Consider the following 20,887-nt stretch of genomic DNA (forward strand, 5'->3'; position numbering starts at 1 on the left):
TCACTTCAGGGGGGAGCTAGCGGTTAACCGAGTGCTAAATAATGCTTAATAATTTATAAATACTTACTATTGCGAGGATTAAAATTATTACCATCAGGTATGTTTGAAGTTGAGCGCACCTGTATATGTTCCTATTGGCACTAAAAATATCTCCTCCTCTTATTTTATTGAAGGAGCGTGCAACGAACCACTTAAATCCTGGCAAAGTTGAACTCTCAACTTCTTTCATAAATGCATTCATGTCTAAGTCTTCAATGTGGTTATTATTTTTCATATGAGCCTCCATCCTAGTTGCAGATATGGCCATTCCCTGTATGGCTGAAGTAAGAAGTTTTGATAAGCATGTCATTGGTAGAACAATAAATATGTAAATATATGCCGAAGACATAAAAAGCTGGCTGTTCTGCTCTGTTAATAGTGAGGTTTGAGTACTAAATATTACAGAAAGTAAGGCTCCTGACCCTGCTACAATCCAATTTATAAACTTATCAGCAAACGTAGAAGATATTTCAGCAGAGTTTAGCATTACTTTGCTGGCTAAAAGTTTTGCTTCAAAGTCTTGGTTAGATTTTTGGCTCATATGGATTCCTACAGCTTTATATCCATCTCAAAATAGGCGTGGCTGGGGCAGAAGGCGAGGCCTTTGACGCAGAGTTGGTCGCATTGTTTCCATTGGCAGGTATCGTTGGTGATGCCGCCACGGTTTTGGACCATGAGTTGGATTTTGAGGTTGGTGGTGTCGAGTTGTTGCCAGTCTTGCTCTGAGGCTATTTTGGCGCATACACCGATATCGTTTTGTTTGGCGATCTCGATGTGCCATAGCTGTTGGCAGACAGGGCAGCGGTTTAGGGTGGCCCAGCGCTGTGGCGCCCATTCGAGTTCTTCCAGAGATTCGCCAAAAGGATTGTTTTCGTCATTGCCAACAAAAACATTGGGCATTTGATTGCATCGACACATATAACTATTAAGCCTTTATTCGTTTTTATTTTCTATGCTTTCAGTCAGAGTTTCTTCGTCTTCTTGTTTATCCCTTACAAGCCATATTGTTACGGGGATTATAAAAGCAATACAAAGCGCTACCTGCATACCGAAAGCATCAGTGCGTGTATAAGTGTGGCCGGTCATAAATAGAGTCATGAAAACCGTTGCCAAAGCTAATCCAATAATCGTCACCATCCCTGAGGATTTGTTCTGTTTGAAGGCCACTTTGAGAGCTATGATCAGAAGTAAGATACTGGCGGGAATTGTCAGTAAGTAGAAAATGCCACCCATATCTGAAGCCATTGCAGTTACTGGGGTTAGAAGTAGTATGCAGAATAGGCACCTAAACGTACTCATATTGTTATTCCGTTGTGTTCTTTTTGCTTTCTTGCGCTATGTTATATCGGATCTGACCTAAGATTGCTACAATCGGACTTTTCATTTTGTTCGAACCAATATTTCAAAATCAAGGGTTAAAGCAACGACATCATGAGCGATAGTAGCAGTCATCAAGACAGCGCTTCTCAAGAGCAGGCGCCACAGCAGGAAGTTCAAGTCCATTACCGTAGCGATTATAGGCCGTATCCATACGATATTGAGAGCGTGTACTTGGCGTTTGATTTAGCGCCAAATGCCACGGTTGTGGATACGACGCTAACGATTCAGCGTAAGGCTGATGTTGCTAGTAACGAGCCGTTACGTTTGGATGGTGTGGATTTGGAGCTACTCTCGATTGCCATTGATGGTGAAGAGCTAGGCCAAGAGGGCTATCGCTCGTTTGATGACGGCTTAGAGGTTTTAAATCCTCCGAAGCGCTTTACTTTAACTACAAAAGTTAAAATATCACCTGATACCAACACCAGCCTTGAAGGCTTGTATTTATCCAGCGGAAAGTATTGTACTCAATGTGAGGCTGAGGGCTTCCGCAAGATTACCTTTTATCCAGATCGTCCTGATGTGATGAGTACTTTTACCGTTCGGATTGAAGCCGATGCTGAACAATTTCCCCACTTATTATCTAACGGCAATCGTATTGAACACGGCGACCTTGAAACTGGTAAGCATTTTGCGGTGTGGGAAGATCCGTTTAAGAAGCCGAGCTACTTATTTGCGCTGTGTGCCGGCGATTATGATTTATTGACCAGTAGCTTTACTACTATGACAGGGCGAGACGTTCGCCTTGAGATTTATGTGGATAAAGGCAAGTTGGACCAATGTCACCATGCCATGGAATCGCTCAAAAAGGCCATGAAATGGGATGAAGAGGTTTTTGGTTTAGAGTATGACCTTGATATCTACATGATTGTGGCAGTGGGCGATTTCAATATGGGGGCCATGGAAAACAAGGGCCTCAACATATTCAACACCAAGTATGTGCTTGCGAGCCAAGATACGGCTACAGACACTGATTTTATTGATGTGGAAGCGGTTATAGGGCATGAATACTTCCACAATTGGACGGGGAATCGCGTGACCTGCCGTGACTGGTTCCAGTTAAGCCTAAAAGAAGGGTTAACGGTTTTCCGTGATCAGGAGTTTACCGCGGATCAAACGGACCATGGCGTAAAGCGCATTGAAGATGTGAAAGTTATTCGTTCACATCAGTTTGCCGAAGATGCGGGGCCAATGGCACACCCAATCCGCCCAGATTCTTATATTGAGATGAATAATTTCTATACCGTGACGGTTTATAACAAAGGTGCTGAAATTATTCGTATGTACCAGACTTTGCTAGGGCGTGATGGCTTTAAGCGTGGTTTGGATGTGTATTTTGAACGTCATGACGGCCAAGCGGTCACCTGCGAAGACTTTGTGCGCGCCATGGAAGACGCTAACCATTATGACTTAAAGCAATTCCGACGTTGGTACTCGCAAGCCGGTACTCCAGAAGTGGAAGTCACCAGCCAGTATGAGGCAGACAAGCGCCAGTTAAGGTTACATTTGAAGCAGTCTTGTCCTGCAACACCTGGGCAGGAAGAGAAAGAGCCGTTTCATATTCCTGTGAAAATTGGCTTGATTGATGAGCTGGGTAACGACATTGAACTGAAGGCATTGCCAGTCAGCGAGTCAGATGCGCGAGTCGAAGGAGATATTGTCCATCTCATGGCTGGTGAGCAGAGTGTGACTTTTGATGAGGTGCCTGAAAAGCATATTCCTTCCATCTTGCGAGGTTTTTCGGCACCTGTGAAGCTGCGTTACGATTACTCGCTATCTGATTTGATCTTCTTATTCGCACACGACTCGGACTCTTTTAATCGCTGGCAGGCGGGGCAAGAGTTGTTTAGTCGAGTCATTTTTGACTTGTGCGAGCAACTGAGTGACGGCATTGAGTTATCCTTCGACGAGTCTGTGATCAATGCAGCTAAGAACTTGTTGGACGATAGTGGCTTGGATGGACAGTTCAAATCATTGGCTCTGACTATCCCGGGCGTCAGTACTTTGATTGAGCAAGTTGACTCAATCAATATTGATCATTTAATTACAGCGCGTCAGTTTTTAAAGCGACGCTTGGCAGAAGAGCTTGAGCTGGACTGGTTGTTGCATTATCAGACTAATCACCACATCGGTGATTTTGAACAAGATAAAGGGTCTGTGGCTAAAAGGGCTATTGCGGGCACCTGTCTCTGTTATCTCATGGCGCTTGAGAAAGACGATGCTTACCAACTGGCTTTAAAACAGCTGAATAACGCTAATAACATGACGGATGCCAGCACCGCGTTGCAGTTAATCGTGCATTCTAATTACAGCGAGAAGATGAAGGTTGCAGAAGCCTTTTATCAGAAGTGGCAAAATGAAGAGTTGGTGGTGAATAAGTGGTTGGCGATCATGGCGACAGACCCTTCCGATGAAACCATTGACAGAATTGAGTCATTACTGGATCATCCATCATTCGAGCTTAAAAATCCGAACAAGGTTCGCTCGCTTATTGGTGCGTTTACTGGAGCCAATCCAAGCCAGTTTCATCGTGCAGACGGCCGAGGCTATGAGTACTTGGCGCGTCAGATCAAAGCCTTGTACGCCATAAACCCACAAGTTTCGGCTCGTTTAACAGGGGCTTTTAATCGTTGGCGTAAATTTGATTCGGAACGTCAGTTGAAAATGCAGCAACAGTTGCAAGAAATCTTAAGCATGCCTGAGTTATCAAAAGATGTGTACGAGATTGCCAGCAAGGCGTTAAAGTAGGGCGTTAGATATAACCGTCGGTTCTTAGATTTATTTTAATAATTGAGAGAGAATTCAGCAGAGACAATATTATGGCTATTATTCAGTGTATCGTTTGTAATAAAAGAATTTCGAGTAAAGCAGAAACGTGCAGCCACTGTGGGGCTCGCCTTAAAGGCACTACAGAGGAGCAGTTACAACGAGCGTCACACCTTCAAAAGCTAAAGAAAAACCGTCGGTTACAGTCTTTATCTTTTTTAGCCGTTATTGCCTTTGCAGCAGGCTTCCTATTGAAGTTCTTCCCTCCAGCGCAGAACAGCGAGGTTTGGGAACAGGTTGCATTATACCTTATGGCAGCGGGTTTCTTTGGTTATATCATCATGCGTGTTTGGATGATGTTCAATAAACGCAAATAGCTTAAACCTTGCTGTAATACATTATTTTTTATTAGTTGTCTTTTAGAGGAGTTTTTCATTGGAAAAGGCAAACATAGCGATCGTTGGTGCTACTGGTGCAGTCGGTGTTACGATTCGTGAAATTTTAGAGGAACGTAAGTTCCCAGTTGATAATCTTTATTTGCTTGCGAGCGAGCGCTCTGCGGGCGAACGATTAATGTTTAACGGTAAGTCTGTGATGGTGCGTGACCTTGCGGACTTTGACTTTTCGCAGGTCGATGTGGCGCTATTTTCAGCAGGGGGCTCGATTTCTCGTGAATATGCGCCCAAAGCGGTTGAAGCTGGTTGCGTCGTGGTTGATAACACGTCGGAGTATCGTTATGACGATGATATTCCATTAGTAGTGACGGAAGTTAACCCCGAGCGAATTGCGGACTATAAGAACCGTGGCATTATTGCAAACCCAAATTGTTCAACCATGCAGTTGATGGTGGCTTTAAAACCAATCCAAGATGCTGTGGGTATCGAGCATATTAACGTTTGTACCTACCAAGCAGTGTCTGGTTCAGGTCAAAAAGCGGTTGAAGAGTTAGCAAAGCAAACAGCTGAGTTGCTTAATGCCAGAGAAGCTACCGCAAAGGTTTACGATAAGCAGATTGCGTTTAATGTGCTTCCAAATATCGATGCATTACAAGATAACGGCTATACCAAAGAAGAAATGAAGATGGTTTGGGAAACTCAAAAAATCTTTGAAGACGATAGTATCGCGGTTAGCCCCACGGCAGTTCGAGTCCCAGTGTTTTTTGGACACTCGGAAGCTGTGCACCTTAAAACTCGAGCGCCTTTAGCCTCTATTCAAGCTAAAGAACTGCTAGAAAAGGCTGAAGGGGTAACGGTTGTAGACGATATGTCGCAGTTAGATTACGCCACGCCAGTCACTCATGCTAGCGGAAAAGACGACGTTTTTGTCAGCCGAATTCGCCAAGATGTAGGCATCGAAAATGGGCTTGCGATGTGGATCGTGTCGGACAATGTTCGTAAAGGCGCCGCATTAAATACCGTTCAAATTGCAGAGATACTTGTAAAAAATCATTTATAGTAGCAAAATTAGTACCTAACGAGTGAAAACTTAAAGTACATTCTTAGATGTGATGCTAAAATGAACATCACATCTAAGCGGTATTTAGGGAAATTGGGTAATGTTTTGTGAAGCATTTATCAAAACGAGGCACACATCACTTCCTATCTTACTGAAATATGGATGTACTGTGGTAAGTTCGCTGGTTAAAATTAAGATATAAAATTGGGAATCTAGTCGAAGCTATTCGATGATTTTTATCAATGAGGGGAAAGTTATGTTTCGTAAATTGGCTGCAACAGTTGCTGTATCAGCTGCGCTAATCAGTCCATCTTCTTGGTCGTTGGGGCTTGGAGATATTGATGCGGACTCAGGGTTAAACCAACCGCTAAAGGCTGAAATTGTGTTGCTATCTTCACGCAATGTAAGTGAGGATGATCTACGAGCCAAACTTGCCTCTTATGAGTCTTACAACAAATTTGGAGTTCAGCGCGAGGCCTATCACAACTCTCTAATCTTTAAAATCATCACAAAAAATGATGGTTCAAAAGCTATTGTGGTAGAAAGTCGTGATCCAATTAAAGAGCCATTCGTTAACTTTCTGTTAGAGCTGAACTGGGCTCAAGGGCGCTTGATGCGTGAGTACACTTTGTTACTCGACCCTCCAGTTTTTGCAAAAACGACGCCAACCCCTCAACCAACCACGGCTCCTGTTTCCCAGCGTCGTGTTACTAATACTCCCCCTGAGACGACACAACGAACTCAACCCCAACAAAATACGACTTCCAACGAACCGTCAGCCAAACCTAAGCCACCACAGACAAAAGTTAACGAGCAGGCTCGTCAACTGGCCTCTACAGCAGAGTTTAGTGGTGACAATTGGACCGTTGAGCGCGGACAAACCCTTTGGAGTATCGCTAAGTCTGTACGCCCTGAGGGAGTGTCAGTACAACAAACTTTGCTCGCTATTTTTCATAATAACCCCGAAGCCTTCATCAATAATGATATAAATCGCATGAAGGCTGGCGCAGTTTTAACCGTGCCAGAAACAAGCGCAATCAGTGATGTTTCGCAAACTGCAGCACTTAATACAATTCGTAGCGCTACCAACCGTGATGAAGCGCCACTAGACGTTCGTAAGAGTGTCGAAGAGACAGAGGTTGATGAGCCTGAAAATTCTGGTGGACGTTTAAGTATCGGCAGTGTTGATGAAGGTACTTCTCAGGATTCTGGTGGCAGCACGCTTGATGACGAAATGAGTGGCGATGTGGCTGAGAACGATTCGGCAGACTCTAGTCTCAGTTCGTCGACAGATGGCGAGTCCACAGAGTTTGGTTCCGACTTATCTACAACCGAGAATGCTACTGATGATGGTATGGCAGTTGAAGATGAAACACTATCCGTCTTGTCTGGCGCTGCGGATGCGGCCGACGAGACCGATCAAGTTGGTGTGGATGAGCCGGCGGCAGATAGAGTGGACAATAATGACGAGACTGCTACTGCTAATACCACTAGCGAGTCTGGCAATGACGCTGATGGTATGGCTGAGTCGAAGTCAAAACCAACGCCTGTGAATTCACTACAAAATAACTCTGATAAACCATTCTATGAAGCTGAAAACTTTTGGCTGTATGCTGGAGGGGGCTTAGTGCTTCTTCTGTTGATTGGTGGTGGCATTATTTACCGTCGCAATAGTCAGGACGTTGAAGATGACGGTGGCTTGTTGGGCATGATGACAGCGGCTAATGAAGCAAAACCTAAGAAGAGTAGAGAGTCATTCATCGGCGATAGTGGCATGCAAGCGCCTGACGAAGATGTTGATCCGGTGAGCTCGGCAGATATTTTAATTGCTCGTGGTAAATTATCGGAAGCTGAGAATGTGCTTGAAGATGCGCTAGCTGCAGATCCTAATAACCAAGACGTCCGTGTAAAGTTGATGGAAGTGGTGGCAAGCCAGCAAAATACACAAAAATTCAACCAGTTAAAGAATGAACTCCCTGAAGATTTTGATCATGACTCGTCATTAGGTTTGAAAGTTGCAAGCCTGTCTAGTTTGATTGCTCCTGATGAGTCTGAAATTCAAATGGGTACAGACTCTGATGAATTGAACTTGCCTAGTGAAGACGATATTTTCGGTTCTGACGAAGACAAAGAGCCTGTAGATTTAGATTTAAGCACTGAACTCGACTCTGATGTCAATGATATCGAGAAAGTTAGCTCAAGCGATGATGATACGCTTGATTTAGACTTGGGAGATTTTGAAAAGCAGCTAGACACCTCTACTGAAAGTGAACCTAGCGCTGAACAAGATAACTCTATTGAGTTTACCAGTAGCCAAGATGATGAAGAGTTAGTGACTCAAGAGGACGATACAAGTTCAAATGATGGTGCTGATATGGACTATGCCGATGAAGGTGGAGCTGGACTTAGTGCTGATGACGCGGCGACCAAGTTTGACTTGGCTAAAGCTTACATGGAACTGGGCGATGATGATGCTGCCAAAGATATTTTGGAGGAAATCAAGTCCGAAGGTAACAGTGAGCAGCGTGCGGAAGCAGACAAGTTGCTTTCAGAACTGTAGAATAGTTCTTCCAAGGAAGCACCGGGTAATTTGCCCGGTGTTTTTGTATCTGTATAAGGGTTAAGTAGGTTTAATCGATGAAGTTTGCCTTAGGGATTGAATATGATGGTAGTCAGTTTTATGGCTGGCAGAGACAATCTCATGCGGTTTCTGTGCAACAAACGCTGGAAAAAGTACTCAGCAACATAGCTGACGAGTCTGTGCAGGTTAATTGTGCAGGTAGAACCGATACAGGGGTGCATGCCACTGGGCAGGTGGTTGATTTTAGTATAAGCAACGAACGACCTTTAAAAGCTTGGACCATGGGTGCCAATACGCAGTTACCTGATTCTGTTGCAGTGCGTTGGGCGCAGCAGGTGCCAGACGACTTTCATGCGCGTTTTAGTGCGACTGCACGCCGTTACCGTTATATTATTGCTAATACTCACGCTAGGCCTGCGATTATGCACAAAGGATTAACCTGGTGCCGCCAACCCTTGGATATAGAGGCGATGAACTTGGCCTGCCAGTATTTCCCAGGTGAAAAGAATTTTGCATCGTTTCAGGCGTCAAGCTGCCAATCCAGAACATCATTTCGGTTTATTGAACATCTTCGAGTCGAACGATATGGGCAGTATATAGTCATTGATATAAAGGCTAATGCTTTTTTGCACCACATGGTAAGAAACATCGCCGGCACTTTGATTGAGGTAGGACGAGGGATTAAGCCATACACTTGGGTTAAAGAACTGATAGAGGCTGAGGATAGAAATAAAGCGCCTGCGACAGCGAGCCCTAATGGACTTTATTTAATTGATGTGGATTATCCTCAACAGTTTGATTTACCAAGACTTCCTGTTGGGCCTGTTTTTTTACCAGAAAAATGAAAACATCATTACAACAGGTATTACCAGAACTCTGTTCCGTTTAGGCTGAAACCTGTTACAATGCAACGACTTAGATTGGCGATAACGAATTTAGATATTTATGAGCTGGTTAGAACGATTATTACCGAAACGCAACCCTGAGGGGGAGCGCAAAAAATCCATACCTGAAGGCGTATGGAGTAAATGTAAAAGCTGTGAGTCTGTATTGTATTATGCAGAAGTTCAGCGAAATCAATCCGTGTGTCCGAAGTGTAACAGTCACATGCGTCTGAGTGCTCGTGAGCGGCTTGAATTATTCCTAGATCAAGACGGAAAACAAGAAATCGCTGCGGACATGAAGCCTGTTGATATGTTGAAGTTCCGCGATTCCAAGAAATACAAAGACCGTATTTCAGCGGCACAAAAGAAAACCCAAGAGAATGATGCCCTGATTGCTTTTGAAGGCACCGTTAAGGGCGTGCCGATGGTTGTAGCGTCTTTCAACTTTGATTACATGGGCGGCTCTATGGGCTCCGTAGTCGGGGAAAAGTTTGTACGAGCCGTTAACCGTGCTATTGAAAAGCGTACCGCTTTTGTTTGTTTCACCGCAAGTGGCGGAGCGCGTATGCAGGAAGCATTGGTGTCTTTGATGCAGATGGCGAAAACCAGCGCTGTTTTGGCTAAGCTATCCGAGAATAACTTACCGTATATTACGATTTTAACAGACCCAACGATGGGTGGTGTTACTGCGAGTTTGGCTATGCTTGGTGATATTCATATCGCAGAGCCGAAGGCATTAATTGGATTTGCAGGGCAGCGTGTTATCGAGCAGACCATTCGTGAGAAGCTACCAGAAGGTTTCCGTCTTAGCGAGTTCTGGCTGGAGCATGGTGCTGTTGACATGATTGTTGATCGCCGTGATATGCGCGATAAAGTTTCATCCTTGGCAGCAAAATTGCTGAAGTCTGATAAACCAGCAGCCTAGAAGAGACGATATCATTGTCAATCCCTGACAATCCTCAACAATTTACCCATCTTGATGAGTGGCTTGCTTGGTTAGAGCAAGCCCACTCAATTCATAACATAGAACTTGGTTTAGAGCGTGCACAGAAAGTCGCCCGCCGACTAGATCTAATCCACTTAGATGCTCAGGTGATTACCGTGGCCGGGACTAACGGTAAGGGTTCTACTGTGGCCGCGATTGAAGCACTAGCGGTCAGTCATAAAGTGTCTGTTGGATGCTACACGTCGCCCCATTTGATTCATTTTAACGAGCGCATGAAGCTTAATGGCGAAAGTGCCTCTGACGAACTCATCATCGAGGGCTTTCGTGCGGTTTATGAGGCTAAGGGCGATACGAGGCTGACCTACTTTGAGTTTACGACCTTGGTTGCGCTATGGCTGTTTAAACAGCAACAGCTTGATTTGATTGTGCTTGAGGTCGGCTTAGGTGGACGCCTGGACGCGGTTAATATCATTGATTCGGATATCAGTGTGGTGACATCCATTGGCCTAGATCATGTCGATTGGTTAGGCAGTGATTTAAAGCAAATAGCTGGAGAAAAAGCTGGTGTGGCCAGGCGGGATAGGCCGTTAATCATTGCAGATAAGGAAACGGAGTCATTACTCTTGCCGCACTGTGAAACGGTTGGCTGTATTCCTTGGGTGGCTCAACGCGATTTTTGCATCCAACTCGATCGTAAGTACTGGAGTTATCAGTGTAATAATCTATCGTTAGATTTTCATGAACTTCCTCTTAATGAGTTATTTCTACAAAATCTAGCGGCAGGTTTAACGGCTTTCTCTTACTGTTATCAGTCCCTGTCTGCCAAAAACGTGTCTTATGCGGCGACTTATAAGGCGTTTGAAAGCTTATCAGTGCTAGGGCGATTTCAGGTTTTGTCGGAAAGCCCAACAATTATTGTAGATGTTGCCCATAATCCTGACTCAGCTAAGTTATTGAATCAAAAGCTAGCAGAATTTAAAGACAAAGGTTCACAACGGGTGGTTGCGCTTTGTGGCATGCTGAAAGACAAAGACTGCCAGTCTTCATTGGCTGAAATGAAGCAGGTTGATGAGTGGCATTTATTGGATTTACCTGAACCGCGTGGTAAAAAGAGCGCTGAACTGTTGCAAAATTTACCTGAAGTGTCGCAAAATACCGCTAAGTGTTACGGTTCATTAAGTGAGTTTAGTGAGTCTTGTATCGGGCGATCTTGCCTTGGAACTGATGATGTATTGGTGGTTTTTGGCTCCTTCATTACAGTAGGTTTGTTTGTTGAGCATTGGAATAAAGAAGGTTTTGCGTGGATATAAAGCTTAAGCATAGATTGGTTGGGGCTTGCGTTATTTTAGCGTTAGCTGTTTTTTTCTTGCCGATGATTCTAGACAGTGAAAAATATAATCAGGAGATAGAAAGCAAAATTCCAGAGCAAGCAACCTTAAATATTACATCTCAGGATGGAGACGAAGGCTCTATAACCATTAATCTCGATGAAGATGAGCCTGAGAAGGCAATACAAGTACCCGCAAAAATTGAAGAAATTGAATCGCAGACAAGTTCCGAACCACAAGACGCAAGCGAAGCTAACATTACTGATGAGAATACATCAGAGGCAAAAATACCGTCTCAAGTCACTAAAACGGAGAATGATAATAACGATAAACCAGTAGACACGGTTGATAACACCAAACCGAGATCAACTGACAGTGCCGATGAGCAAATTACAGAGCCGGTTGCGACTGAGACTAAAGAAACTGTCGAAGAATCGGTTGTTGCAGATGATGATATCCAAAAGACCCCAGAAACGGCAGAAAAGCCAGACTTCGCTGAGAAAGCTTGGGTTATTCAAATCGGTTCATTCTCTAATAAAGCAAACGCCACTAGCTTAGTGGCCGAATTGAGAAACAAGGGTTTTAGAGCTTATCAGCGTGATGCGAAGGAATATACACGAGTCTTTGTGGGGCCTTACCCTGATCAAAGTGCAGCAGAAAAGCGCACTGAAGGCTTAGAGAAAATTGTAGGGGCAGCGGTTAAGGTTATTGAGTTTGACCCTCAAGACCATTAAAAACAGGATGTTACAGAAAGCCTATAAAGCATATTCCGCTGAAGGCTTACCTCTGTTAAAATGCGCACTGAATTCTATGAGGCAGCTCTTTAATGATTTGGGTTGATTGGGTCATTTTAGCGATCATTGGCGTTTCAGCGCTGATCAGTTTACTCCGTGGCTTTGTTCGAGAAGCCTTATCTCTAGCTGGCTGGATAGCCGCATTTTTCATCGCTAAGATGTTCTATGAGCCTCTTTCCGAACTCCTAGTTGATCATATTGAAACCAATAGCATCCGGTTGGGTGTTTCTTGGTTAGCCATTTTTGTAGCCATTCTAATTATCGCCGGCATTATTAATTATGCTGTAGGTCGTATGGTCGATGCTGCAGGCATGAGCGGTACTGACCGTTTCTTAGGTATGTTTTTTGGTGCTCTACGAGGCATCTTGATTGTAGCTTTACTGGTCCTTGGATTGAAGCAGTTTACCCCTGTGCCTAAAGATAAGTGGTGGGGCGAATCCAGTTTAATTCCTCATATGGAAGTTGTTGCTGCTTGGTTCTACGAAAAGTTGGGACAAGTGGTACCAGAACTTAAAGATGACAACCCTGACAGTAAAGGGGATAGTGAGCCAATGACACAGTCTGATGCTATTGGCGCATTGATGAAAATGAAAGGACTCGATACTTCAGAAATGAAGGCCGACGGAGCTGGTGCACAGTCTTCTACAGATGATGATTCATCTGAAACAAATTCTTCAACCAAAAAAGACGAGCAAAATTAGTATGTGTGGTATTGTTGGAATCGTTGGTAAGTCCCCTGTAAATCAAAGCTTATTTGATGCGTTAACTGTGTTGCAACACCGAGGTCAAGATGCGGCAGGGATTGTCACTAGCGATCAGGGTAAGTTGTATTTGCGTAAAGATAACGGTCTCGTGCGTGATGTTTTTCACACAAGACACATGAGACGTTTAACGGGTAACTCGGGTATTGGCCATGTCCGTTATCCGACGGCAGGTAGTTCTACATCTGCTGAAGCCCAGCCTTTATATGTTAATTCACCTTACGGTATCACTCTAGCTCATAACGGAAATCTGACAAACTCAGATAACCTAAAGAGAGATCTATATTCAACTGACCGTCGTCACTTAAACACGAACTCAGATTCAGAGGTTTTGTTGAATGTATTAGCTCATGAGCTGCAAATTCTAGAGAAAAATCAGTTATCACCACAAGATATATTCAAAGCCGTGCGTGAAGTATTCAAACGCTGTAAAGGTGCTTATGCAGCAGTTGCTTTGATTAGTGGTCACGGCTTACTTTGCTTTCGTGATCCTTACGGTATCCGCCCAGCTGTATATGGCAAGCGTGAAACTGAAAATGGAACTGAATTTATGGTCGCATCAGAATCTGTTGCGCTTGACGCCTTAGGTTACGAACTGATCGATGATATTGGCCCTGGTCATGCCGTTTTTATTTCTGAAGATGGTCAGTTACATACTGAAAAGTGTATTGAAGAAGATACCTTCGCCCCCTGCATTTTTGAGCATGTTTACTTAGCACGTCCGGACTCGTTGATTGATAACGTTTCTGTCTATAAAGCGCGTTTGCGCATGGGCGAGAAGCTGGCAGAGAAGATATTACGTGAATGGCCGGATCATGATATTGATGTGGTTATTCCAATTCCTGATACGTCAACCACCTCTGCCATGCAGTTAGCGAATGAGCTGAATTTAAAGATGCGTCATGGTTTCATCAAGAACCGTTATATTGGCCGAACCTTTATTATGCCTGGTCAACAAATGCGTAAGAAGAGTGTGCGTCAGAAGCTAAACGCCATCGATCTTGAATTTGGCGGCAAAAATGTGTTGCTAGTCGATGATTCAATTGTTCGAGGTACCACCTCAGGGCAGATTATTGAAATGGCAAGAGAGGCTGGGGCAAATAAAGTGTATTTCGCCTCTGCAGCGCCACCAGTACGTTATCCGAATGTGTACGGTATCGATATGCCTGCAGCCGATGAGTTGATTGCGCACAATCGTACGGAAGAAGAAATTGGTGAAATTATTGGTGCTGATAAAATCATTTATCAAGATGTCGATGCGATGGTAGAAGCGGTACAAGAGGGTAACCCTAAGATTAAAACATTCGATTTGTCAGTGTTTACGGGTGAGTATGTAACAGGTGATATCGATATGAATTACTTGCAAGAGCTTGAGCAACGTCGTAATGATATGGCGAAGTCTTCTCAGGAAACTTCTGAGATTGAAAATTCTGCCATGGTCATGGATTTGCATAACCAATAGTGCTTAGATTATGAGAGCTATTATGCGCGGATTATTACGGCTTTTTGGATGGAAAGTCGTAGGAGAGTTACCAGAACACGATAAGTGTGTGATGATTTTTGCACCACACACCTCGAACTGGGACTTTGTTTTGATGCTCATGACTCGCTTCTGCTATAAAATGGATGTGGCTTATTTAGGTAAACATACTTTATTTAAGCCACCATTCGGTTGGTTTTTTCGATGGGTAGGTGGTATACCCGTAGAGCGTTCTTCAAAAAAAAATGTAGTGAAACAGGTCGTTCAAGAGATTGCGCAAAGAGATAAAGTGCAGCTGGCACTAGCTCCTGAAGGCACTCGAAGTAAGAAGCCTTATTGGAAGAGTGGTTTTTATCATATCGCTGTGCAGGCAAAGGTACCGATCGTTTTTACTTATCTAGATACCAAAACTAAAACCTTGGGAATTGGGGATTTCATTCAACCGACTGGTGATATTGAGTCGGATATGGATAAGATTAGGGACTTCTATAAAGATAAATTGGGAATTAAACCAGAGCTAGCGAGTGACATACAAATCGAGGTTAAACGTTAAACAATTAGAAAGTCAGCCAATTGGGAAGGCTTTCCATTCTCTACTGCTATTTGCGTTATTAATAGTCGCGAACACACTTCTTATTCCTCCAGCAAATGCAGAAACAGACATATCCGATAGAATCAGGTTTTACTCTTTAACCATAGAAGATGGTTTAAGTCAAAGCACAGTCTACGACATCACACAAGACCGCCACGGATTTATGTGGTTTGGAACACAAGATGGTCTGAACCGTTACGATGGAGTCAAGTTTGATCAGTTAAGACATGTTGCTAGCAAGCCTGAAAGTTTAGTTTCTCCGACCATTAATCAATTGCTCTATGACAATAAAGATACAGTTTGGGTATTAACTCCCCAAGGGCTTGATGGTGTTGATATTCTGTCATTAGAGATTGTTCACTGGACAGAAGAGCTTAAAAATCTAGCCAATGACGATGATCTTAGCTTTGAAAACTTCCAGATACACTCTATTGCTCTTTCTTCTGATAATAAAGTGATGGCTTTGACCAATAATTATCTTGTTTTAATTGAACCTGAGAATGGTGCCATCACTAGGTTGACTCAGTTTGATGCTTTCATTAAAGAACATGATTTTTCAAAATTCCTGGTGCTTAATCAGCGACTCTACTTTTTGGAGGATAGCTGCATTGTCTCCGTCGATATGCGTGGACGAGACCGTTTTACGGAGTGTCTTTCAAGTGATGTTGAGCTACTAGAGCTTTTACCTAACCATGAATCTGATCAAGAGTTCTTTGTAACTGGAGAGAAAGGTTTTGCTGTATTTAGCATTCAAACGTTAAACGATGAGTATTCCATACAATATTTTGATGTAAAGGACGGCCGAAAGCAGAGTAGAGTACGCGTTAGGCAGCTATTACCCTTTAAAAATGGATATTGGCTTGCAACTGAAGCGGGTCTTAAGTACTGGGACTCTTCTAAAAACTCCATCACAGTCGAGCTATACTCTGACTATAGCGATCCTCATTCCATTAATAATGACACCAGCTTGTCTATATGGAAATCAAAAGATGGGCTATTCTGGGTTGGAAGCTTATTCGGTATTAACTACTGGAAGTCAAAACAAGAATTCGTTCACTTACTCAAAAAGCGTGAAGTGATGAATTTTAAAAACAATAATTACACCACCAGTTTGTTGAAAACTCATGATGGGTATTTATTGGTTGGAACAGACTCCGGTATATACCGCTACAATAATGACTTCTCAATCTTACAGAACTTCAGCCCGCTAAAAGTCGGAGAGAGCTTTGTCAGTACTGGTTACGTTGGAGGATTAGTTGAGGACCGACATAGAAACTTATGGATAATCACCAATAATGGGTTGTTTTTTAAACCCTTTGGAGATGAAAGTTTTGTTCACTTAGAAAAAGTTCATGGAGCAAATGGTAGCCTTCTCGATCTAAAAACCTTATCAAGTATTGTCGAAACAAGAAGTGGTGACATATGGTTGGGCGGAGAAAATCGTTTTTATCATATTAAAATTGAGTCGAATCAAGGCTCAACTTTGGGAGCATCCAGTTTAAGCTTTCATGATTACTCTAAATTTTTACCAGAGCAAGTTATTAGCTCAAAGTATGGTGCTTATACGGTATACGAAGATTTACAGGGATATTTATGGATTGGGAGTGCTCAGGGGCTTGTAAGGTTTAACCCAATTAACCAAAGTACGGAACACTACACCAGTGTTCAAACTAATACGCAAACCTTATCCAATTCTGATATTACTGTTATTTACGAGGATATGCTGGGGGTTCTTTGGATTGGTACCGTCTCTGGATTAAACCGTGTGCGTTATAACTCACAAGGCGATGTTTATTTTCAAAGAGTAACGGAGAGTGATGGGTTTGTTGATGATTTTATTTGTTCTATTTTAGCCGACAACTCAGGTTACTTATGGGTTTCAACAGCCAATGGTTTAGTGAAATATCACCCTGACAAAGGGACGCCAGTAAACTTTACCTATGAAGATGGGCTTCAATACAATGAGTTTTACACCAATGCAGATTTTTCTGACGAAGAGGGCAACTTATTCTTTGGTGGCTTGAATGGCATTACCATGTTAAGCCCTAATGATATTAGCATCGATAAAGAAGAGAAAAGCCTGCAAATCATCTCAGTAAAGCAAGCCTCCGAAGAAAAAAACATTACTAAAGAAGGCAGTACTTATTTTTCTAAAGTTAGTGATCTTGGTACTGTTATTATTCGACTGACTACATTTGACTATATCAACGGACGAGGAGCAGATTACCGTTATAAAATTGATGCTCTTGATGATAGCTGGATTGACTTAGATGGACCCACGATAAAATTACACAACATTCAGCAAGAACAGTTATTGATACGAACCCAGGTGAGGCAAAAAGATGGGCGCTGGGGCGATGAAGAAGTTACGCTATTATTAAGTGTAGAAAAGCGCTTTTGGGCCAGCGCTCAAGGGTTTATGCTTTATTTACTTATCTTGTCACTGGTGGTCATTGGGGTGGCCATTTATTTGTCCCGATATTTTTCGAGACGTTTGACCCTGCAGGAAAAAAAGCTCAAGGAAAGAAAAGCTCAAACTCAATTGCTATTGAGTGAAAAGAAAACACTACTCTACCAAGTTGAAGACTTACAGTATTCTCTCTCCGAGCAACGCTACTTATCAGAGCGACTTGAAAATCAATTAGAGAATATCTCTGTCAATGACCAATTGACTGGGTTTAAAAGCAAACAATATTTAAAGAAGCATATTGATTCGGAGTTAGAAAATATCGCAAAGACTTGGGTTGCGGATGATGGAATCGCTGGTGTGTATCTTGGTGTTTTTGCGGTTGATATCGATAATTTGGCCATGATTAACAAAGAGCATGGCCATTTATGTGGAAACGAGGTTCTAAAACAAGCCGCAGACTGTTTAAAGACGATTAGTTATGGCACGGATACCTTGGTTCGATGGCAGGGCGCTACACTTCTGATATTAAGCCGCGGGATTGAGAAGCGCGAGCAGATGATTATGGCTGAGAAAATACGCTCGATCATAGCGTCTCGTAAGTTTGATCTAGGCAATGGTGCCAGTATTGATGTTACTTGTAGCGTCGGCTTCGGGCGCTTCCCTTTCTTGGGTGACCCGAGTGAGGTCATTACGTGGGAGCAGTTAATTTACGTTATCAACCGCGCACTCAAAGTGGCTAAAAGTAACAGCCGTAACGCTTGGCTTGGTATTTATACCAATCAGTTTTCTCATCCTCAGGAAATTCGGGCCCAAATCACTACTAATCTCAGCGGACTGTTAGCCAGTGGTCAGTTGGATTATGTGTCTTCAATACCAAAATCAAACAAAATTGATTGGGATGACAACTCCTCTTAATAATGCCAATGATGCAGCAGCATGACTAATAATATGCCAATACTCAGTCCTGCGATAAAATAAGCTTTGTGATGAATTGAATTGATAAATTGATGTTTGGCAGCGGCTTCATGAGTATGCGCATGAGGCTCATCATCTCCATGTCCGTGGCTATGAGGTCTGTGAATTATTACGTGAAGCAGGGTCCCGCTGACTATCGCTTGAAAGTAATCAATAAAGGTATTATGCAAGCCAAATAACTGTTTTTCGCCAATATAAAAACCAATAACTGTCATGCCTACCATTAACGAGAAGACGATGGCAGTTTTTCGATTTCCCCATAAAGGGTTAACGATCCACCACAAACTTAAGCCGACAACTAGGCGGTGCAAAATGACCGCGTAAGGCAACATTTCATTGCCCTCAATGGTAACTACTGCAGCACCATCAATCGCGGAATGGGTCATTAAGCCAACGATACCTAGCAACAAAGCTACGCTGTGTGCTTTATGGGCAAATCGACGAAAAGTAATTTCAGCCAGCGCTGGCCCGAAAAAGCCTAGCAATAATAACGGGAATAAAACAAAGCCAATATTACCCCAGAGCACTGGGAGCACATCTAAAAATAATAATGAGCCGACAGACACTAGGACAAAAGGAAATAAAAAATCATCCATGCGTCGATTGTGGCCGATCAACTTAAGAGTGACTGGGCCGATCAGCAGGGCAATAACGCTAAGCAATAGTAGCATTAGAATAATTTTCCAGGATTCATGATGTTGTTAGGATCAAAGGCAGCTTTAATACCCTTCATGTAATTGATTTCAGCTTCGGTGCGAGTGTAGTTAAGGTAAGGTTTTTTTAATAGACCAACACCATGCTCCGCAGAAATACTACCGCCAAGCTCTCGCAGCACTTCAAAGATTAACGGGTTAACGTTTTCACATGCTTTCACGAATTCCGCATAATCCATATCATCTGGTGCAAGAATATTTAGGTGCAAATTACCATCGCCGATATGCCCAAACCAGATGACTTCGAATTCAGGATAGTGTTCGGCAACGATGTTATTGACTCTTCCCAAGAACTCAGACACTTTATCTGGCGTTACTGAAATATCATTTTTGTAAGGGCGTCTTGAGGAGATGGTTTCTGATATATACTCTCTGTACTTCCAAAGTTCCGCAGCCTGTTGCTGACTTTGGCTCATGACGCCATCTAGGATAAATTCCTGCTCCAGCCCTGACTCAAAGCAACCCAAAGCGTTTTCAAGTATGTCATCAGAGGTTGCATCAAACTCTAAAAGGCAATAAAAAGGCGCTTCAGTTTCAACAGGGCGGGGTAGGTTGTGGTGAGGCATGACTTTCAAAAGAGCTTCTTCTGAGAAAAACTCGAAGGCGGTCAGATCGACTTCTTTCTGGAATGTGTTGAGTAGCTCTTTAACCTTATCTAGCTGTGGAATAGCCAGTAATAGAACTGTTAAGTTTTTGGGCTGGCGGGTTAACTTAATAGTCGCCTCAGTCACAATACCTAGAGTGCCTTCACTGCCAATGAATAAATGGCGTAAATCATAACCGGTTGCGTTCTTTATTAAACCAGCATTAAGTTCAAGAACTTCACCTTTTCCCGTAACAACGGTTAGCCCCATGATCCAGTCGCGAGTTAGGCCGTAACGAATCACTTTAATGCCACCAGCGTTGGTCGCGATATTTCCACCAATTTGGCTGGAGCCGCTAGAAGCGAAGTCAACCGGGTAGTATAGGTCATTTTCTTCAGCGAACTGCTGTAACTGTTCCGTAATGACGCCAGCTTGGCATTTGACTTGCTGAGTGGCGCTTTCAAACGCTATCACTTGGTTCATCTTATCCAAAGCGATAACAAGTTCTCCATGCTCGGCAACAGCACCGCCACTTAAGCCGGTACGGCCACCAGAGGGGACGAGCGCCACAGAGTGTTTATTTGCCCATTGCACTATCGCTGCGACCTGCTCGGTTGTTTTGGGTAAAGCAATAGCCAGAGGTGCAGGCGTGTACTGATTGGTCCAATCCTTGCCGTATTGGCTGAGCGAGTCGGAATCTGTTAATAAGCAATCTGCTTCTAAAATATTGCGTAGTGAGTCTAGCGATGGTTGCACTGAGAACTCCATAGTTCATTGATTTCAAACAACTCGGCATATTTTGCCAGAGGTTTTGCCCAATTGAAACGAGTTGTTACGATCTAGTGCTGATTTAACCTTATGATTCTATAGCTGGGTCGAGGCACTAATGACAAATAATGAAGGTAAAAAAAAGCCCCTGAACTAGTCAGAGGCTTAGAATACAATTCAATCTAAAAAGGGTATGGAAAGTGGTGGGTGGTACTGGGCTCGAACCAGTGACCCTCGCCTTGTAAGGGCGATGCTCTCCCAACTGAGCTAACCACCCACATTCCAGATTTCTTAAGGCTGTGTTCCTCAAGAACGGAGCGCATTCTAGGTTTGTAAGCGGTGAAGGTCAACACTTTTTTTTGAAAAAGTTTAAAAAACTTTCCTCATAGACGTTTAAGATACTATTTTGCTTAATTATTAGTCGTTTAACGTAA

17 protein-coding genes and 1 tRNA gene are annotated in these 20,887 nt (G+C 43.2%); 12 read left to right on the forward strand and 6 right to left on the reverse strand.

Going from position 1 to position 20,887, the window contains the following annotated elements:
- Positions 1 to 34: 34 nt before the first annotated feature.
- Genes TQ33_RS04810 through TQ33_RS04820 form a run of 3 tightly spaced genes read right to left on the reverse strand, consistent with a single transcriptional unit; the run spans position 35 to position 1,338 of the window.
- Positions 35 to 580 (reverse strand): hypothetical protein, encoded by a 546-nt coding sequence (locus TQ33_RS04810; protein ID WP_046561047.1) that lies wholly within the window; start codon positions 578 to 580, stop codon positions 35 to 37.
- Between the two features lie 8 nt (positions 581 to 588).
- Entirely contained in the window at positions 589 to 939 is a 351-nt protein-coding gene (locus tag TQ33_RS04815; protein ID WP_228640448.1) for a metal-binding protein, read from the reverse strand.
- Positions 940 to 972: 33 nt separating this feature from the next.
- A complete protein-coding gene (locus TQ33_RS04820) occupies positions 973 to 1,338 on the reverse strand; it encodes a hypothetical protein (protein ID WP_046561049.1) in 366 nt (121 codons plus the stop codon).
- A 132-nt stretch (positions 1,339 to 1,470) separates the two neighbouring features.
- Here TQ33_RS04820 and pepN point away from each other — a divergent pair, with 132 nt between their 5' ends.
- The 12 genes from pepN (at position 1,471) to TQ33_RS04880 (ending at position 18,328) form a co-directional block, all read left to right on the forward strand.
- Positions 1,471 to 4,164 carry an aminopeptidase N gene (pepN, locus tag TQ33_RS04825; RefSeq protein WP_046561050.1) on the forward strand — a complete coding sequence of 898 codons (2,694 nt, stop codon included), beginning with the start codon at positions 1,471 to 1,473 and terminating at the stop codon, positions 4,162 to 4,164.
- A gap of 71 nt (positions 4,165 to 4,235) precedes the next feature.
- Positions 4,236 to 4,559, forward strand: coding sequence for a hypothetical protein (locus tag TQ33_RS04830; protein ID WP_046561051.1), 324 nt, complete (start codon positions 4,236 to 4,238; stop codon positions 4,557 to 4,559).
- A gap of 58 nt (positions 4,560 to 4,617) precedes the next feature.
- Positions 4,618 to 5,637, forward strand: a complete 1,020-nt coding sequence (locus TQ33_RS04835) for an aspartate-semialdehyde dehydrogenase (protein ID WP_046561052.1) — start codon at positions 4,618 to 4,620, stop codon at positions 5,635 to 5,637.
- Between the two features lie 256 nt (positions 5,638 to 5,893).
- Entirely contained in the window at positions 5,894 to 8,197 is a 2,304-nt protein-coding gene (locus TQ33_RS04840) for a FimV/HubP family polar landmark protein (protein ID WP_046561053.1), read from the forward strand.
- A gap of 77 nt (positions 8,198 to 8,274) precedes the next feature.
- Positions 8,275 to 9,063, forward strand: a complete 789-nt coding sequence (truA, locus tag TQ33_RS04845; RefSeq protein WP_046561054.1) for a tRNA pseudouridine(38-40) synthase TruA — start codon at positions 8,275 to 8,277, stop codon at positions 9,061 to 9,063.
- Between the two features lie 100 nt (positions 9,064 to 9,163).
- The gene (accD, locus tag TQ33_RS04850) at positions 9,164 to 10,027 is read left to right on the forward strand and encodes an acetyl-CoA carboxylase, carboxyltransferase subunit beta (protein ID WP_046561055.1); all 864 of its coding nucleotides are present in this window, start codon (positions 9,164 to 9,166) and stop codon (positions 10,025 to 10,027) included.
- Between the two features lie 14 nt (positions 10,028 to 10,041).
- Positions 10,042 to 11,358, forward strand: coding sequence for a bifunctional tetrahydrofolate synthase/dihydrofolate synthase (gene folC, locus TQ33_RS04855; RefSeq protein ID WP_046561056.1), 1,317 nt, complete (start codon positions 10,042 to 10,044; stop codon positions 11,356 to 11,358).
- A complete protein-coding gene (locus TQ33_RS04860) occupies positions 11,349 to 12,110 on the forward strand; it encodes an SPOR domain-containing protein (RefSeq protein ID WP_046561057.1) in 762 nt (253 codons plus the stop codon). The genes folC and TQ33_RS04860 overlap by 10 nt, the downstream gene beginning before the upstream one ends.
- Before the next feature lie 92 nt (positions 12,111 to 12,202).
- On the forward strand, positions 12,203 to 12,871 hold the full coding sequence (locus TQ33_RS04865) for a CvpA family protein (protein WP_084616926.1): 669 nt from the start codon (positions 12,203 to 12,205) through the stop codon (positions 12,869 to 12,871).
- Position 12,872: 1 nt separating this feature from the next.
- Entirely contained in the window at positions 12,873 to 14,393 is a 1,521-nt protein-coding gene (purF, locus tag TQ33_RS04870; RefSeq protein WP_046561058.1) for an amidophosphoribosyltransferase, read from the forward strand.
- Between the two features lie 22 nt (positions 14,394 to 14,415).
- Positions 14,416 to 14,964 carry a lysophospholipid acyltransferase family protein gene (locus tag TQ33_RS04875; RefSeq protein WP_228640451.1) on the forward strand — a complete coding sequence of 183 codons (549 nt, stop codon included), beginning with the start codon at positions 14,416 to 14,418 and terminating at the stop codon, positions 14,962 to 14,964.
- On the forward strand, positions 14,936 to 18,328 hold the full coding sequence (locus TQ33_RS04880) for a ligand-binding sensor domain-containing diguanylate cyclase (protein ID WP_407638289.1): 3,393 nt from the start codon (positions 14,936 to 14,938) through the stop codon (positions 18,326 to 18,328). The genes TQ33_RS04875 and TQ33_RS04880 overlap by 29 nt, the downstream gene beginning before the upstream one ends.
- Here the strand turns inward: TQ33_RS04880 and TQ33_RS04885 are convergent.
- The 3 genes from TQ33_RS04885 to TQ33_RS04895 all read right to left on the reverse strand — a co-directional run bounded on the left by TQ33_RS04885 (position 18,325) and on the right by TQ33_RS04895 (position 20,730).
- Entirely contained in the window at positions 18,325 to 19,059 is a 735-nt protein-coding gene (locus tag TQ33_RS04885) for a hypothetical protein (protein ID WP_046561060.1), read from the reverse strand. The two genes, TQ33_RS04880 and TQ33_RS04885, sit on opposite strands and share 4 nt — an antisense overlap.
- The gene (locus TQ33_RS04890) at positions 19,059 to 20,441 is read right to left on the reverse strand and encodes an FAD-binding oxidoreductase (protein ID WP_228640457.1); all 1,383 of its coding nucleotides are present in this window, start codon (positions 20,439 to 20,441) and stop codon (positions 19,059 to 19,061) included. The genes TQ33_RS04885 and TQ33_RS04890 overlap by 1 nt, the downstream gene beginning before the upstream one ends.
- A gap of 213 nt (positions 20,442 to 20,654) precedes the next feature.
- Positions 20,655 to 20,730, reverse strand: a tRNA-Val gene (locus TQ33_RS04895).
- Positions 20,731 to 20,887 lie beyond the last annotated feature (157 nt).

The sequence above is a fragment of the Kangiella geojedonensis genome, assembly GCF_000981765.1.
Classification (GTDB): Bacteria; Pseudomonadota; Gammaproteobacteria; order Enterobacterales; family Kangiellaceae; genus Kangiella; species Kangiella geojedonensis.